The sequence below is a fragment of the Pseudomonas sp. LS.1a genome, from assembly GCF_022533585.1.
Lineage (GTDB): Bacteria > Pseudomonadota > Gammaproteobacteria > Pseudomonadales > Pseudomonadaceae > Aquipseudomonas.
Genome location: NZ_CP092827.1, coordinates 3,549,826 through 3,564,253, shown reverse-complemented (window position 1 = coordinate 3,564,253; position 14,428 = coordinate 3,549,826). Strand labels below are relative to the sequence as shown.

Here is a 14,428-nt window from a genome sequence, read left to right as displayed (position 1 = left end):
CATTATTCTAAGCCGAGTGATTCATTTGGTGTATAGCTTGTGCTGCTGCATGGGGAAAACGCTCACGGCTGATGCATCGCTGCCAATCGATGATCGACATTGTTTGGTTGCTTAATACCACTAGTCGCTCGTCCCGGCTTTTTTGCCTGAGTCTCAAGCCGGTAGCCTCGGCTGGTACAGGAAGGCGCTGGTGCCCAGCGCTGACATAAAGAGCTCTCAATTCCGCCTCGGCTTGCAGGCCTCCAGCTCTTGGGGGTCAATGCTCACCTGAACAAGACCAACTTGTGCAGATGATCCGGTGCCGCTCAGAGGCACGTGACAATTTCAAACCATCTCTAGAAGCGCTGAGCCAGGCTAATTGGGATTTAATATTGTGAAATTGACTTGATGTGTTTTTTCAGAACCTTGCGCAGTTTGCTGCGATCTCCACTGTGATGCTGTTCGCGATGGCAGTGCGGGCATAAGGCGGCTACATTGTCAAGATTGTCAGCGCCATTTTCGCTGAGTGGGGTGATGTGGTGAACTTCCAAATAGTTACTGCCATCGCTTCGTTTGAATAATTTTGCAGTGCAGCCTGGCATCTCACAGGAATTTTTCGCTCTGAGTATTGCTGCCATCACCACGAATCGGTTGCGAATGAAATCGTTTTTGATGATTTCCTTTTTCTTAGGTTTTGTGGGGGCTCTCTTTGCTAGAGCAAAGATAATTGGGGGTGGAGATCTTAGGGCAAGCTCTTCTATCACCTCTTCAGTGGTAAGATCTTTCACGGACTCGAGCTTGATGGCGCAGAGCGTCTGCCCGATGTTACCAAGCAGGACATCATCGCCTACTGTTAGCCACTGGCTAATGAATTTTCGGCCGATCCGCGGCTCCGGCCCTCTATCCGCTTCAAGCGATCGATTTGAGTGATAGAAAGATGCTTGGATGCTAGTGAAGGCAGTATTTAGGGGTATTTTAATTTCAAACGGGATGCCTGGGCGCTTCTCGGAAGGGAGGATTCCAGCTTTTTGGATAGCTATCTCTTGTTCAGTTGTAACGACGTAGGCGCTTTTGCTTTTGTCAGTGGGGGTTACGCGCTTGATGCCCCAATTGTCAAAAATCAGGCTCCAGTCAACAATTGCCATTTGAGGTCCCTCTGAGGCTACATGTGGTAGTGTAGATTAGGTGGCGTAGTGCCAGTTGTCTACGGGGCGTGTTCTAGCTATCCTGTCTGTCTTTGGGGTCGCACAGGAATTTAAAAAGGATGGGAAGCCTCCGACAGCACTTTACGGGAGTGGCTGCCAAGCATTTGTCTGCTGTTGACGCCACCCCTCGATCTCATCAGCATGAGATCGGCTCTAATGCCTTCGTACAGATTTTGGGTAACCCGGGAGAGCATAAGGTTTCTTTCGAAGGTACTTTTCTATACTTCGACGATGAAAGTGATACCCCGCTAAAAGCTACCGGTGGACTTACCTGGTACGATACCCGGCTACGTCAGGCTCACCGGAGGCCGGAGTACCGTTTGTACTATCGAGAAAATGCGGTTACGAATCGGATGTCAGAAGGAGACTTTTGTGTTCTCGCTGTTCGTCCAGACAAAACTCTAATGTTAGTGGTTAGTCCGCGTGGCTCCACCAGTGAACAACAGATTCGCTGGCTTTTTGATATTGATCACTTGCCTATGAAGGGGTTTGAGGTCCACGAAGTCGAAGATAGAAGGCAAGTAAGCATTATTGAGGTGATGATACTTGAAGAACTGGGTATTGAGGTTCGCAGTTATAATGATGACTGGCTTGGTAAGATTGTCGATCGATTTGGGGAGCGTTTTCCGGTAACGGCTGAGTTCAGCTCTTTCGTCCGTGAGACCTGCAGGATGGCGGAACCGGTCCAAACGGATCCTGATTCCGCACTGCTAGCTTGGATGGAGCATGAGGAGATGCTCTTTAGAACGCTTGAGCGGAAAATTGTTCAGGCTCAGTTGGATAAAGGGTTTTCTGATGTTGAGCACTTTATCCGGTTCTCGCTGAGTGTACAGAATAGGCGTAAATCACGCGTTGGGCACGCATTGGAACATCATTTGGCTGCCGTTTTTGAAGCTCATGGCTTGCCCTTTGGTCGGCAAGTGATTACCGAGAACCGAGCAACTGCAGACTTTTTATTTCCGGGGCAGAAGCAATATAGTGATTTAAATTACCCAGACGAGCGGCTAGTGATGCTTGCTTCGAAGTCTACATGCAAAGATCGTTGGCGGCAGGTGTTGGCAGAGGCATGTCGAATAAAGGAAAAGCATCTCTTTACCTTGGAACCGGCTATAAGTTTGAATCAGACTAATGAAATGAAAGCCCATAATTTGCGATTGGTCGTCCCGTCGGCACTATTTGGAACTTATGGCAGCGAGCAGAAAGAATGGCTGCTAAATTTGGCTGCGTATCTGGAGCGTGTGAGATATATGATTTCTTGAGCTCTATGGTGTGGCCTGGCAGTGTTGTTGATTTAAACGCATCTGAGGGTGCCGGCTACTGCGTGTTGGCTGGTTGATTTTGCTGAAGAGCTTTTCTGATTTGAAAGTTGATAGTCTATGTGTTCTGTTCGTCAAGCTCGTGAAAGGTTGAGTTTTGAGATAGCCATGCTGCCACAGTGTCGATCAGGGTAATGGAGTTTTCACTCTTCATTTTCCGAATTGCGCACTCCCATATGATTAGAGTTCGCCAGCCAGCCTCATTAAGTTTGGCTATTTGAATTGCGTCTCGTACTTTGTTTTTCTCTATTTTGTCCATCCAGAACTCTGTACGAGTTTTGGGGGTCTTGAAGTATCGGCAATTATGGCCGTGCCAGAAGCAACCATGAACAAAAATTGCTGCTCTGAACTTGGGGAGAATTAGGTCGGGTTTGCCCGGCAGGTGAGTTGTGTGTATGCGAAAGCGAAAGCCTCGGGCATGGAGGGCCTTGCGAATGACGAGCTCGGGAGAGGTGTTTTTCCCCTTTATCCCTGACATCATGCGAGATCGCGTCACAGGATCAACAATATCAACCAAAATGAACCCCACTCAAGGTGCGGCGCACCCTGAGTGGTCAGAGGTTACGCAGGCAAGCTGAACTCCAGCTGCGTTTGATTCTGATCCGTTTTGGCCTTGGCTGCAAGGATTCGATCTTTCATTAGTCGGGCAACTGCTTCAAAAACAGGTACGGCGACCGAGTTGCCAAACTGTCGATAAGCCTGAGTATCAGATACCGGGATAACGAATTTGCTTTCGCCGGGCTTATCGAATCCCATCAATCTGGCGCATTCGTGAGGCGTGAGTCGGCGAGGGCGATTGATTTGATTCAATTCTCCGTAGAAATCCAGCTTTTCATTGAAGCCACGATCAACGAGAATTTCAGAGCCATCTTTGTGATATCGAGCAGACAATGTACGGGCTACATCGTTTGGTCGAGTCAGGCCAAACCCGAACCCATTACCTTTCTGGCGATGTTTTTCAGCGTACTTATAAAGATACTCCCATAGCTTTGGTGTCAAGATATATTTGGCGTCAACCTTTTCGTCAAGAAGGTCGCCGAAAGTTGGTCGAGCTGATGGATATAGCTTTTCGATTTCTTTAAGGGTGAACCCGCCGTGAACGTTAAGATCCCGTCGGAATCCTACGAGCACAATTCGCTCTCGGTGTTGGGGGACAAAGTGCCGGGCATCAATTACTTTAGGGTCTTGGCCTTTAGGGGCTTCGACATCTGCCACCTCATAGCCTAGCTCATTCAATGTCTCGCAAATAATGCGGAAAGTCTTACCTTTGTCATGACTCTTGAGGTTCTTCACATTCTCAAGAAGAAATGCTGCGGGCTTTTTTGCCGCTAGAATCCGAGCGACATCAAAGAAAAGTGTGCCTTGGGTCTCGCACTCAAAACCATGCTTGCGCCCCAGGGAATTCTTCTTGGATACACCTGCTAGCGAAAAAGGCTGGCAGGGAAAACCTGCGAGGAGTACATCGTGATCAGGGATTTCTTGATCGATGTGGCGATATGCCTCTTCTTCACTTATTTCTGCCTGATCAGAAAGGGTAACGGTGCGGATGTCCTGATTGAAGCGGTGCCGGGCGGGATCACAGTAGTGATTGGCTTTGTAGGTGCGGACAGCATGCTCGTTCCATTCAGATGTGAACACACATTCACCGCCGATCGCCTCAAAACCCTTTCGGATTCCACCAATCCCCGCAAAAAGATCGATAAAACGAAAGGAGGTCTTACCTTCAGGGCGCTTGGGCAGAAAAGATTGCAGGTGTACGAACTCCCGGTGGGTAAGCCTCGGGACAGCTTTGCCCTTCATCCACCGGTTCACGGTTTCTCGACAATGTGTAGAGCCAATCTCATTCAGCTTTGAAGCAATTTGTCCTTGGTCGTAAATCTCCAGCAATTGGCGAAGCAGCGCTAGGTCTTGCTGCGGCTGTAGCTCCTGAGAGCTTTGCGATTCGGTCTCTGCGGACTCGAGAGCGTGAGGTTCGAAAAGGTTCATGAGTCCGTATTCCTCTGGGTCAAACGTGTGATGTGCTGTCACCATTTTATTCCTTATCAGGATTTTGTAAACCGCCCATTTGCCATGGTTGCGCGCATTGCACGGGCTATGTGTACTGTATATGCAGACAGTATAGTGAGCAGCTTCTTTTGTGTCTCCGGATGATTACAGTCATTCGTAATGGCACTCTGGTTGCCGTGACGCGGCACAGAGCCTTTGTGCTTAGAATTGCCTCAGACCTGCTGCAGCGCAGGTGATGCCCTGCCGAGACACAGGCCGGGTTGGCCGGGCGCTTGAGATTGGGGCACCGGCAGAGATGTATCAGCGAATGGTATAAGGGTATTGATATTACTGTGCTACCAGTCGATGCTTGCAGCTGCGCTGAGGACTCGCGACAAGCCCTGTCCAGTTGGCATGCAGACCCCGTCCTTGACGGTGAACCGAATTACGATAATGGGCCGACCATTCGCCAAGGATGTCAGGAGCTCAACCTTGCCGAATTGGCCTGAGGAATTGCAGGAAGCTTATGATGACCTCACAGATTGATATCTTCGAGAAGCAGATCCGCGAAAAGCTTCCGACACATGAAAGCCCCGCCACGGCTGCAGAAGCCATCAAACGAGAGGCTTCAGTTTTTGGCATTACGTTTTCCGCCGACATGGATAAGAACCTTGCGATCGCCCTCGCACGTGTCGTCGTGTCGTTGGGGAGTGTGGAGGTCCTGCGTCATTCTTCGCTCATCAAGTCGAGGGAGGAGTGGTACACCGGGCCGAGTGCAAGCGACGTTCACTGGCCAGCGCTCGAAGGCTACTTGACCAACGTCAAGGGCTGGGACAAGGACGCTGTTAAATCGATAAACAAAAGCTCGTCGGAGGTGGTCTCGCTGTTGGCAAACCCCTCTGCGGCCAAATTTCGTCACCGCGGGCTTGTCGTGGGTTACGTTCAGTCAGGCAAAACGGCCAACATGACTGCCGTCATCGCCAAGGCAGTAGATGCAGGCTACAACCTCATTGTTCTTCTCGCAGGTGTCACCAATAAGCTCAGGGCACAGACACAGAGCCGAATCGAAAATGACGTCGTAATGCGCCACAGTCACCTATGGCAGCTGTGGACGGAGAGCAAAGACGACGGTGACTTTGAGATCCCGGCCAGTCGGCACTTCGCGCTTCCCGTGCCAGGTCGCGCTCAGTTGGTAGTAATGAAAAAAGTTGCTTCACGTCTGCAAGCGTTCCGCCGAACGATCGTCGACGACAAGGGGCGTAGCACCTCGACGAATGTCCAGGCGCAACTCAAGGTACTCATCATCGATGATGAGTGCGATCAGGCATCAGTAAATGCTTCGAACAATGACGAGGACATGACTCGAATCAACGAAGAGATTCGGAAAATCATCCGGGCTCTTCCTGCGGTCTCTTACGTGGGCTACACCGCCACGCCGTTTGCCAACGTCTTTATCGATCCGTATCCGCGCAACAAGGACGAACTGGACGATCTTTACCCTGAAGATTTCATTACAGCGCTACCTCGGTCCGACAATTATTTTGGGGCGAGGGAGGTGTTCGGTTTCGATCCGAAGGACGCCGACAACGAAAGTACAGAAGAAGCCGGCCGGGACATGATACGGACCATACCGGTGGAGAAACTGAATACTTTGCGTCCCGCTCGCGCAAGCGATAAAAACTTCAAGCCGCAGATGACAGAGGAGCTGGAGGAAGCGCTCCTCTGGTTCCTCATCTCGTGTTCCATACGTCGAGCGCGAGGCCAAGGACACGAGCATATGTCGATGCTCATCCACACATCACCGCTTATTTCTCAGCACGAAGGTATGGACGCGGTCATTTGTGGATGGCTGAAGACGCACGGTACTGATCTGGCTACAGGTAACGGAGATATTTCTGCGAGATTGAGCACGATCTTCAACCGTGAAATTTCTGCGGTTCCACTCGAGCACGACGTAAGCCCTCCGACATTGCAACAGCTTTTGCCACATCTCCAGCAGACGCTTGCAGCCCTGGAGGTTGCCATCGAAAACGGGGTCAGCGAGAAACGGCTGGACTACACGAAGGGCCCAAAAACCTATGTAGTGATCGGTGGAGCAGTGCTAGCTCGGGGACTGACGATCGAAGGGCTCTGCGTATCCTTTTTCCTTCGCACTTCGATGCAATACGACACCCTTCTTCAGATGGGCCGCTGGTTCGGGTATCGAAATGGTTACGAGGATCTTCCCCGTCTCTGGACTACGGCTGAGCTGATTTCAAGCTTCAGGGCGCTTGCGCGCATCGAGGAGGAAATTCGCGACGACATCGCGCGGTACAGCGAATACAAGACCACTCCTGCGGAGTTCGCAGTGAAGGTGCGCGCCATTCCTGGGATGGCAATTACTTCGGCGGCGAAAATGCGCCACGCGTTTCGTACCAGCATCAGCTTTGAAGGGCGTCATGTACAGACCATTCGCTTTGACCATCAAAGTGAACGAGTGGTCAGCGCCAACTGGTCTGCTGCTAGCTGCCTCGTGGATGACATTGGCGCTGACAATATCAAGGACTTGGGAAATCGAAAACTCGCCCAGGACATACCGCTGGCATTGATCAGAAAGTTTTTGAAGACCTACGAGATCTGCGACCAGCATATGGATCTGAAAAGAGAAATGCTGCTGGCTTACATCGATAAGGCAGGACAACAACTGCAAACCTGGAACGTGGGGTTCATCACACCTGGATCCAGTCTCTCTCGCAAGCCGCTGGGGCAGTTAGGTCCAATTCCTACCAACCGCCGCGCGCAGTTGAGCGCTTCGGAGCGAAGCTATGCCGACATCAAGGCCTTGATGTCGAAGAACGATATTCTCATCGACGCGTTAAGTCCCTCCAGCGACGAAGATGATGACTCGTGGGCATCTTTCAAAAGCCGAAGACCCGCTAAGCCGTTGTTACTGCTGTATGCGATTGACCAAGAGTCTCCGCCAATGGCGAGCACGAAAAATCGTGTCATGCTAGATGCCGCCGATGACCTCATTGGAATCGGTATCGTGTTTCCAGGCGTCAAGGATCACGCTGGTGCGTACTACGCGGTGGAGCTGGATGTTCCATCGGAAGAAAAAATCGACGAAGCATTGGAAGAGCTCGTTGCAGATGAAGAGGCGCAGACTGCCGATGCATAATCCTCTTCATCGGTGGTCGCAACTTCGCTCCAGTGAGAGGGGCGATGGCGTCGTCGAGATTCCGACTTTGGACTCCGGCATCGACACTGGCTTCGGTGTCGTACGTTACGCAATCGGCCTGCATGGCGAACCCCGTCTGTTGGTCCCAACCAGTGGGTATCATCCAGTAGGGCTCACCTCTACCAGCAAGCTCTCGATATCCATCGTCAGTCTTGCAGTCGCGGGTAAGAGTGTCCGGTTCATTGACGTCATGTGCCTTGAAAAAACGCTGAATGCAGTGTTTGCGGAGCTGGCGGAGGCAATTCTCAGGCGCCTGCAAAACGGAGATTCGCCTCACACGGCAGTTGCAAGCGCGATTCATGATTTCCGCGTATTGCTGGGGGAAACATCGACTCCGCAAACTCCTGAAAGTGCAATACTGGGGCTTGTTGGCGAACTGCTGGTACTTCGTGAACTGGTGAAGATAGACCCTGGCGCTGTCGATGCGTGGTCGGGGCCGCTGGGGCAGCGCCACGACTTCCGCAGGGGTGTTCACGCTCTGGAAGTGAAGACTTCCGGTCGCCTGGATACGATGCAGATAGGTATCAACGGCATAGACCAACTGGAGCTGCCTGACGAGGGCTCGCTTGTACTGGCGCATGTCAACATTGAGAAGGCAAGGGGCGGCGAGTTGTCCGTCGCGGAATTGGTAAAACAGTTGCAAGCCAGCGGAGTGAATACTTCAACGCTCAATGAGCGCTTGGCTGCAATCGGTTGTCAAAGCCCCGACGCTCCGGAATGGAATCGCATTGCTTACTCCGACTGGTCGATCAAGACCTATCAGGTTGGGCCTGGTTTCCCCAGAGTCACCCGTTCGGCATTCGAGTCAAAATCACTCCCGGCCGGCGTGAGCAATCTGACGTATACCGTAGACCTGACCCATGCCACCGCATACGAGCTCTCTGAAAGTGAGCAGATGTGCGCCTTCGAGAGAATCTCGAAATGAGCCTGTTGGAACTCTTCAGCGAACCATTCGCGCGCACCGGTAATATCGCCGCCGACGGCTTCAAAAAATTGCTTGGCTGCCCTGCACAGGATCTTTTGCAGACAGTGCTGCGGGAATCCATTCAGAACAGCATCGATGCGGGGCGTCTGGGAAAAGGCCCCACCATCCATGTCCGCTATCGCACGCTGACATCGGAGCAGTTGAGGTTTCTCCTAAACCAAGTGCTATCCGATCAAATCGCTTGCGACGAAACTGCAGGGGCCATCCAGGAGACCCTAGGGAAGTCCGATCTGAAGGTTTTGGAGATCTGCGACTTCAATACCACTGGATTAGGCGGTCCGACGTCAGGTGATGCCGTTGCAGAAGGTGACGAAGCGCTAGATTTCGTGAATTTCCTGCGAAATGTCGGTGTTGCGCGGGATACCCATAATGGGGGAGGTACATACGGGTATGGCAAAAGCTCCCTTTACGCGATGAGCGCCTGCTCCACTATTCTTGTCGATACACAAACCACCGCGAGCGGCACCCAGACGAGAAGGTTCATGGGTTGTCACCTCGGCAGTGCTTTTGACGCCATTGCATCGGACGGCAGGAGAAAACGTTTCACCGGGCGCCACTGGTGGGGTATCAAAGATAACGAAGGCGGTATCGACCCGGCCACAGGCGGAATAGCTGAAGAGCTTGCAGCATGCTTGGGCATGCCGGCACGTGCGCACCTCCTGACTGGTACGACAGTCATGATCCTTGACCCCTACGTGGCCGAGGGGGCACGCACAGTCGCGGATGAGATTATCGAGACGATACTCTGGAACTTCTGGCCTCGACTCACGCAGACGACTCCAGTGGAGAGGAAACTGGATATTCGGTTATTCATAGAGCAAACCGAAGTCCCCATTCCTCGACCCGAGCAGTTTCCACCGCTAGATTTATTTTCTGCTGCCATTGCCGAGCATCGCAATGTTGACGGCGATATCATTCGGATACAACGGGACAAGCCGTACAAACCCCTAGGGGCTCTCGCGCTCAAGAGGGGGATGCGTGCTACCCGCTCTGCAGTAGCCCTTCATGACGATTCCAAGGTGCCCCATCAGGCGAGCCACATCGCGGTGATGCGGCCTGTGGAACTCGTCGTCAAATATATAAGCGGTGCACCGTTCCCGGATACGCGCTACGAATGGGCGGGCGTTTTCATCTGTTCGGATGAGAAATCAGTAGAAGAAGCCTTCGCAAAGGCGGAGCCCCCTGCGCATGATGATTGGGTGCCTGACATGCTCCCTGGCTCAGACGCGAAGTCAATGGTCAGGATTGCACTGAAACGTCTTGACCATCATGCCCAAACCTACGCTTCCCCGACCTCGACGATTGTTGCGAGCGAAAGAACCAAAGGTCCCTCGCTAGCGAAGACTGCAGCCAGACTGGGAAATTTTCTGGATGCTGTTTCGGGTAAAGGACCAGGCAAACCAACCACAGCTAATTCTCGTACACCCCGCAAGTGTGATGACCTATCCGTGTCTGTGCCCAGGTTTTTGCGACTTGAAATTGACGAAAATGATCAGCCATGTGCGGTTTTTGAAGCCGAACTGCGTAACGACGAGAGAGATGAGCATCTTAAATTGCTTGCTGAAGCAAGACTCATCGCAGATGGTGGGATGACGGACAGCAAGGACCTTCCACCTGGATTTGGATCCAGGGTATTGAAGATGGATCTGGACGGTTCGCAGAAAGTAGCCTGTGGCGATACTCTGGAAGTGGGCAAGCAGAGTGGTATTGTGACTATTCGGGTGTTAAGTACAGTTCATGCCGCCGTCGGAGTACGCTTGGCTTTTGTAAAGGAGGGTGATCAATGAGAAGAATTGCTCTGCCATTTCTCACACTTTCCGATGACTCTGTTGTGCTAAATGGTTGGACGATCGGTGAACCAGGTCAGCCGCGGTTTCCTCTTGGCGAAATCCTGGAGGACTGGGACTACGAGAAAGATCTGGAGGTCGGAGTGGATGTCACTGTTGACATTGATCAGGCTGCTTTGGATCTGGCTCTCGACCCTGCTTCACTCAAGCTTGCCGCAGTGCTCGTGGTTGGGACCGGCGCAGGGTCGCTTCCTCGCGTAACCCACAATGCGTGCATAAAAATTCTTGATAGTGACGAAACCTGTGTACGTCTCGAAGCGACACTTGCAGGGCATACGCTCTCATCCCAGCTTTATCTTGAAGTCAGAATTCTCCTCGATGGGCCCACTGCATCAGGGAATCAGTTATCACCCCGGTTCAAAGGGGCGAAGCTTTGGCATACGGATCTGCGCGTCCTCATCGAGGATGGTGGCGGATCGCGCTTTCCGATCGAGCTCACGAGTTTCACTGACAGCTTTCAGGGTATGCCTGAGCAGAACGCTCCTTGGTATGTACAGTGGGACCCGTCAAACTTTCATGCCGACTTCGGGGGCAATGTGCGGCTCTACGTGAACGCTGACATAGAGGAGGTCGCGCAGCGCTTTGTGGACGGAGACCGGCTTTTGCTTCAAGCGATCGTAGCTGATGTCATGACACAAATGATTACTACCGCGCTTGATCAAGAGAGTGAGGATGATTTTTTGGTAAGTTTTGAAGAGGGATCCATCGGACAACAGACCCGTATCTGGATCGAAACCGCTTTTAGTGGGCAGAACCGCCAAAGTATCAGCGTCTTGCGTCGAAGCTTTCCCGGCCGTTTTCATGCATCGATTTTGGCAGCTGCCGAGTTAGGGGGCGAAGAATAATGACTGTCGCACTATTACCTCGCCTGAAGCCAATAGGTGTGGATACCGCCCTCGGACGATTTCATGAGACAGGCGTAAATACTCGATCTACTCTGAATATCCTGTCGGATTATTCGGACGTATTGTCGTTTGCTCCCAGCGGTGGTTACAAATCGGGCAAGGCCGCTTTGGATCTCGGGCAAGGCCTCAAAGAGATCGCACAAAGCGCAGGATTTCCTCGCGTAGTGAGCCAAAGCGCCAAGGCGGAGTTCGATCAGGAGGCGACGATCTACCTTGCGCAGGCGTCAGCACTGTCCAGTGGCGAAGCGCTAAGGAATGATGTTTGGGCATTTCTTGCGACTGTCATTGTGCCTGATCTGGTGGTATGGCGCTTCCCGGGTGAAAGTCGTAGCCGGTTTGCCGGTGGGAACCGAAATACGTTTCAGCGGCTCTGGATGCGCGGTAAGGGGCTTGATCGTGGAGAGGACCATCCTGACCGCTGGGGTCTGGTTAAAGCACTACCCGAGGATGCGATGGTACAGATATTTGAAAGGCCCTCCATTGCCAGCTCCCAGCGACTTGCGACAGCTGTGGCGGAGGGCTGGATGAGGGCGGCAATCGAAATAGAAAAAGGCACAATGGAGGACATCATGCGCAGAGCTATAAAGATTCTTCGTATTCGTAACGAGGTGATCGATCTGGCTTATCTGGATGCAGAGCAGCTTGAGGAAACTGTGGCGGCGGTTTTCGAAGATGCGATGTCCATTGAATCTGCCCCATGAAAGGTTTGCGCCGGCATAAGGCAGGTGGCGGCCGTAGGTCACCACATGGCCGGTAACGGTCATGCGCATACTTAGCTGGTCTATTAAGGGCGGTACAAGTTGCGCTGGGGGCTTGGATTGCTGGGGCCGCTTTGCGGCCCTTTCGCGACCTAGGGGCTCCTGCAGAGACTGCGTAAGTCATGGCAGGTGCGATAGTGCAGGGGCGGCTTGTTCTGCTCCTGTGGGGACGGGAGTTTTCAAGGGTTTTTCATCATTCCCAACTCGGCATCATCCATCAGCGCCTTGGCCAAAGCGCAGAGGTAGTGCGAGGCCCAGATCAGTTGGGGTTTGTCTTCCATCAAGCCATCCAGGGTCATATCCCGTGCGTAGCCCATCAGTTCCGAGGCCTGTTCGCGGGCGCTCTGGCAAGGGATGCCGGCTTCAATACGAAACAGAGGATGGGTCTGGTTTGCCCCTTGGTAGAAGGTGGTTTTGCCGACGGTGAATTTGGTTTCTTCTGTGGTCATTGTTCATTCTCCCCGAAATATCTAGTGCCTAGTCTGGCCTCATCGCCGGTAAGCCAGCTTGTGTCTTGAGAGGGGATTAGAATCTGGAGTGAGAGCGGTGAATGGCAAGCTGAATGCCAGAGGTGCCTTGAGCACGTGTGGGAGCACAAGCTGCCATTCACCGTTCCACTTTGGCGAGAGCCCGAACAGTTGGATGAGGGCCTAATCTCGAACCACAAGCGTGGGCCAAGCCAAAGCTCTCTCACACTGTTGAGTCTAGGAGGTTTTGGCGATGGCTTCCTTCTTGGGTATCGATGTTTCCAGTCTTTCCCTTGATGCACTGGTGCGGCCCCAGGGCATCAGGATCAGCGTGCGCAATGATCCAGCGGGCTTTGAGGAACTGGTGAAGAGCCTTCGAGGGCTCAGCATCAAGCGCATCCTTCTGGAAGCTACAGGCGGCTACGAGCTTGATGTCATGCGCTTTCTCCAGAACGCCAGCTACAAGGTCATACGCGTGAACCCCAAGCGAGCCAGATCGTTCGCGGATTCCTTGGGCATCAAGGCCAAGACCGATGCCATCGACGCCGCAGTGCTGGCCCATTTCGCTGAGGTCATTCCTGACAAGCCAACCCTGAAAACAAGCCCTGAAAGGGCCCTGTTACGAGAACTCCTTCAGCAGCGTGATCGCCTGGTCCAACAGCGAGATGACGATCGGCGGCGCCTGAAGCAGGCCCAGTCAGCAATGGTCGCCAATTTCCTGAAAACCAATCTTCAGCACTTTGCATCGCAGATAAAGTTGGTGGAGCAAGCGATCAAGCGGCAGGCCACAGTGCTCAGCGATGAACGGATAGCCAAACTGGACGAAGTCAAAGGCATCGGGATGGTAACCGCGACCAAGCTGGTAGCGCTCTTGCCGGAACTGGGGCACGTGGAGTCCCGGGAAATAGCCTCTTTGGTCGGTGTGGCCCCCTTCAATCACGACAGCGGAAAGTCCGTGGGCAAGCGCTTTATCTCAGGAGGCCGATTTGAGGTCAGGCGTGCGCTGTACATGGCGTGCCTGGTAGCGGTGAAACATAATCCAACGCTCAAAGCCCGATATGAGGCGCTGCGTGGGCGAGGGAAACTTGCCAAGGTTGCGCTTGTAGCCTGCATGAGAATCTTCATCGTGCGCCTCAATGCGATGCTCAGAACGGGCACGCCGTGGCGGGATGACTTACCGCAGCCTGAAAACATGGCGCAAATCACAGCGTGATCCTGTGGGAGCGGGTTACCCGCGAGACGACACCGCGGTGGATGGCACGGGCTTCGCCCGTGTTCGCGGGCAAGCCCGCTCCCACAGGGGGCGCGCCAGCTTTTAGAAATTGAGCAAGACAGTTGCTCCCACAGGTACTGCACAGGCCTCGAGATCTGTGGCGCAGCTCAGACCTTTGTGGGAGCCCGCCGTGCCGGCGATAGGGGTAGCCAAGGCGACACATCAATGAAGCCTTAGTGCAAAGTCCTAGGCTCAGTGGGCATCTGCACCTGGACAAGCGCGGACTCAAGCAAAGCTCGCAGAGTCTCCAGTTCATGCATTGAGGTCATCATCAAAATCGACGCTGGTGACTTGGGCTGCAGCAGCATTGCCTGATGCACAACGGTCGCCGCGCATAGCGCGTAATCCGTAGCTTGGATCAGGGTATCTTCAAGGCAAAGAGTATTTTGGGGTGGATCTGGGATTATCTTCAGCATGCTTACGCTCCAACAATGGTTGAGCTGCTATCCACCTCGCTGTCAAACGGGAGGGTGGCAGCTGTACGCGGGTT

At 53.0% G+C, this 14,428-nt stretch carries 12 protein-coding genes; 7 read left to right on the top strand and 5 right to left on the bottom strand.

The features are described from left to right. Positions 1-365: 365 nt before the first annotated feature. Positions 366-1,124: an HNH endonuclease gene (locus MKK04_RS16320; RefSeq protein WP_241105689.1), complete on the bottom strand. Its 759-nt coding sequence runs from the start codon at positions 1,122-1,124 to the stop codon at positions 366-368. Between the two features lie 149 nt (positions 1,125-1,273). Here MKK04_RS16320 and MKK04_RS16315 point away from each other — a divergent pair, with 149 nt between their 5' ends. After that, the gene (locus tag MKK04_RS16315) at positions 1,274-2,443 is read left to right on the top strand and encodes a type II restriction endonuclease (RefSeq protein ID WP_241105688.1); all 1,170 of its coding nucleotides are present in this window, start codon (positions 1,274-1,276) and stop codon (positions 2,441-2,443) included. Positions 2,444-2,558: 115 nt separating this feature from the next. On the opposite strand, the gene MKK04_RS16310 is transcribed toward MKK04_RS16315, so the two are convergent. Then, positions 2,559-2,978: a very short patch repair endonuclease gene (locus MKK04_RS16310; protein ID WP_241106812.1), complete on the bottom strand. Its 420-nt coding sequence runs from the start codon at positions 2,976-2,978 to the stop codon at positions 2,559-2,561. 83 nt (positions 2,979-3,061) lie between these two features. Beyond that, positions 3,062-4,486, bottom strand: coding sequence for a DNA (cytosine-5-)-methyltransferase (gene dcm, locus MKK04_RS16305; RefSeq protein ID WP_135001994.1), 1,425 nt, complete (start codon positions 4,484-4,486; stop codon positions 3,062-3,064). Positions 4,487-5,015: 529 nt separating this feature from the next. Here dcm and MKK04_RS16300 point away from each other — a divergent pair. The 5 genes from MKK04_RS16300 to MKK04_RS16280 are packed head-to-tail and all read left to right on the top strand — an operon-like array spanning position 5,016 to position 12,141. After that, the gene (locus MKK04_RS16300; RefSeq protein WP_241105687.1) at positions 5,016-7,643 is read left to right on the top strand and encodes a Z1 domain-containing protein; all 2,628 of its coding nucleotides are present in this window, start codon (positions 5,016-5,018) and stop codon (positions 7,641-7,643) included. Next, entirely contained in the window at positions 7,636-8,628 is a 993-nt protein-coding gene (locus MKK04_RS16295; protein WP_241105686.1) for a PD-(D/E)XK motif protein, read from the top strand. The genes MKK04_RS16300 and MKK04_RS16295 overlap by 8 nt, the downstream gene beginning before the upstream one ends. After that, complete coding sequence (locus MKK04_RS16290; protein WP_135001991.1) at positions 8,625-10,475, top strand: hypothetical protein; 1,851 nt, start codon at positions 8,625-8,627, stop codon at positions 10,473-10,475. The genes MKK04_RS16295 and MKK04_RS16290 overlap by 4 nt, the downstream gene beginning before the upstream one ends. Further along, positions 10,472-11,380 (top strand): hypothetical protein, encoded by a 909-nt coding sequence (locus tag MKK04_RS16285; RefSeq protein WP_135001990.1) that lies wholly within the window; start codon positions 10,472-10,474, stop codon positions 11,378-11,380. Before MKK04_RS16290 ends, MKK04_RS16285 begins: the two co-directional genes overlap by 4 nt. Next, positions 11,380-12,141, top strand: a complete 762-nt coding sequence (locus MKK04_RS16280) for a DUF6339 family protein (protein ID WP_135001989.1) — start codon at positions 11,380-11,382, stop codon at positions 12,139-12,141. The genes MKK04_RS16285 and MKK04_RS16280 overlap by 1 nt, the downstream gene beginning before the upstream one ends. Before the next feature lie 236 nt (positions 12,142-12,377). Here MKK04_RS16280 and MKK04_RS16275 read toward each other — a convergent pair whose 3' ends face one another. Then, positions 12,378-12,647 (bottom strand): DUF3077 domain-containing protein, encoded by a 270-nt coding sequence (locus MKK04_RS16275; RefSeq protein ID WP_135001988.1) that lies wholly within the window; start codon positions 12,645-12,647, stop codon positions 12,378-12,380. Between the two features lie 271 nt (positions 12,648-12,918). On the opposite strand from MKK04_RS16275, the gene MKK04_RS16270 reads away from it, so the two are divergent. Continuing rightward, positions 12,919-13,878: an IS110 family transposase gene (locus MKK04_RS16270; RefSeq protein ID WP_063915132.1), complete on the top strand. Its 960-nt coding sequence runs from the start codon at positions 12,919-12,921 to the stop codon at positions 13,876-13,878. Positions 13,879-14,111: 233 nt separating this feature from the next. Here MKK04_RS16270 and MKK04_RS16265 read toward each other — a convergent pair whose 3' ends face one another. Beyond that, on the bottom strand, positions 14,112-14,354 hold the full coding sequence (locus MKK04_RS16265; RefSeq protein ID WP_135001987.1) for a hypothetical protein: 243 nt from the start codon (positions 14,352-14,354) through the stop codon (positions 14,112-14,114). Positions 14,355-14,428: the final 74 nt, after the last annotated feature.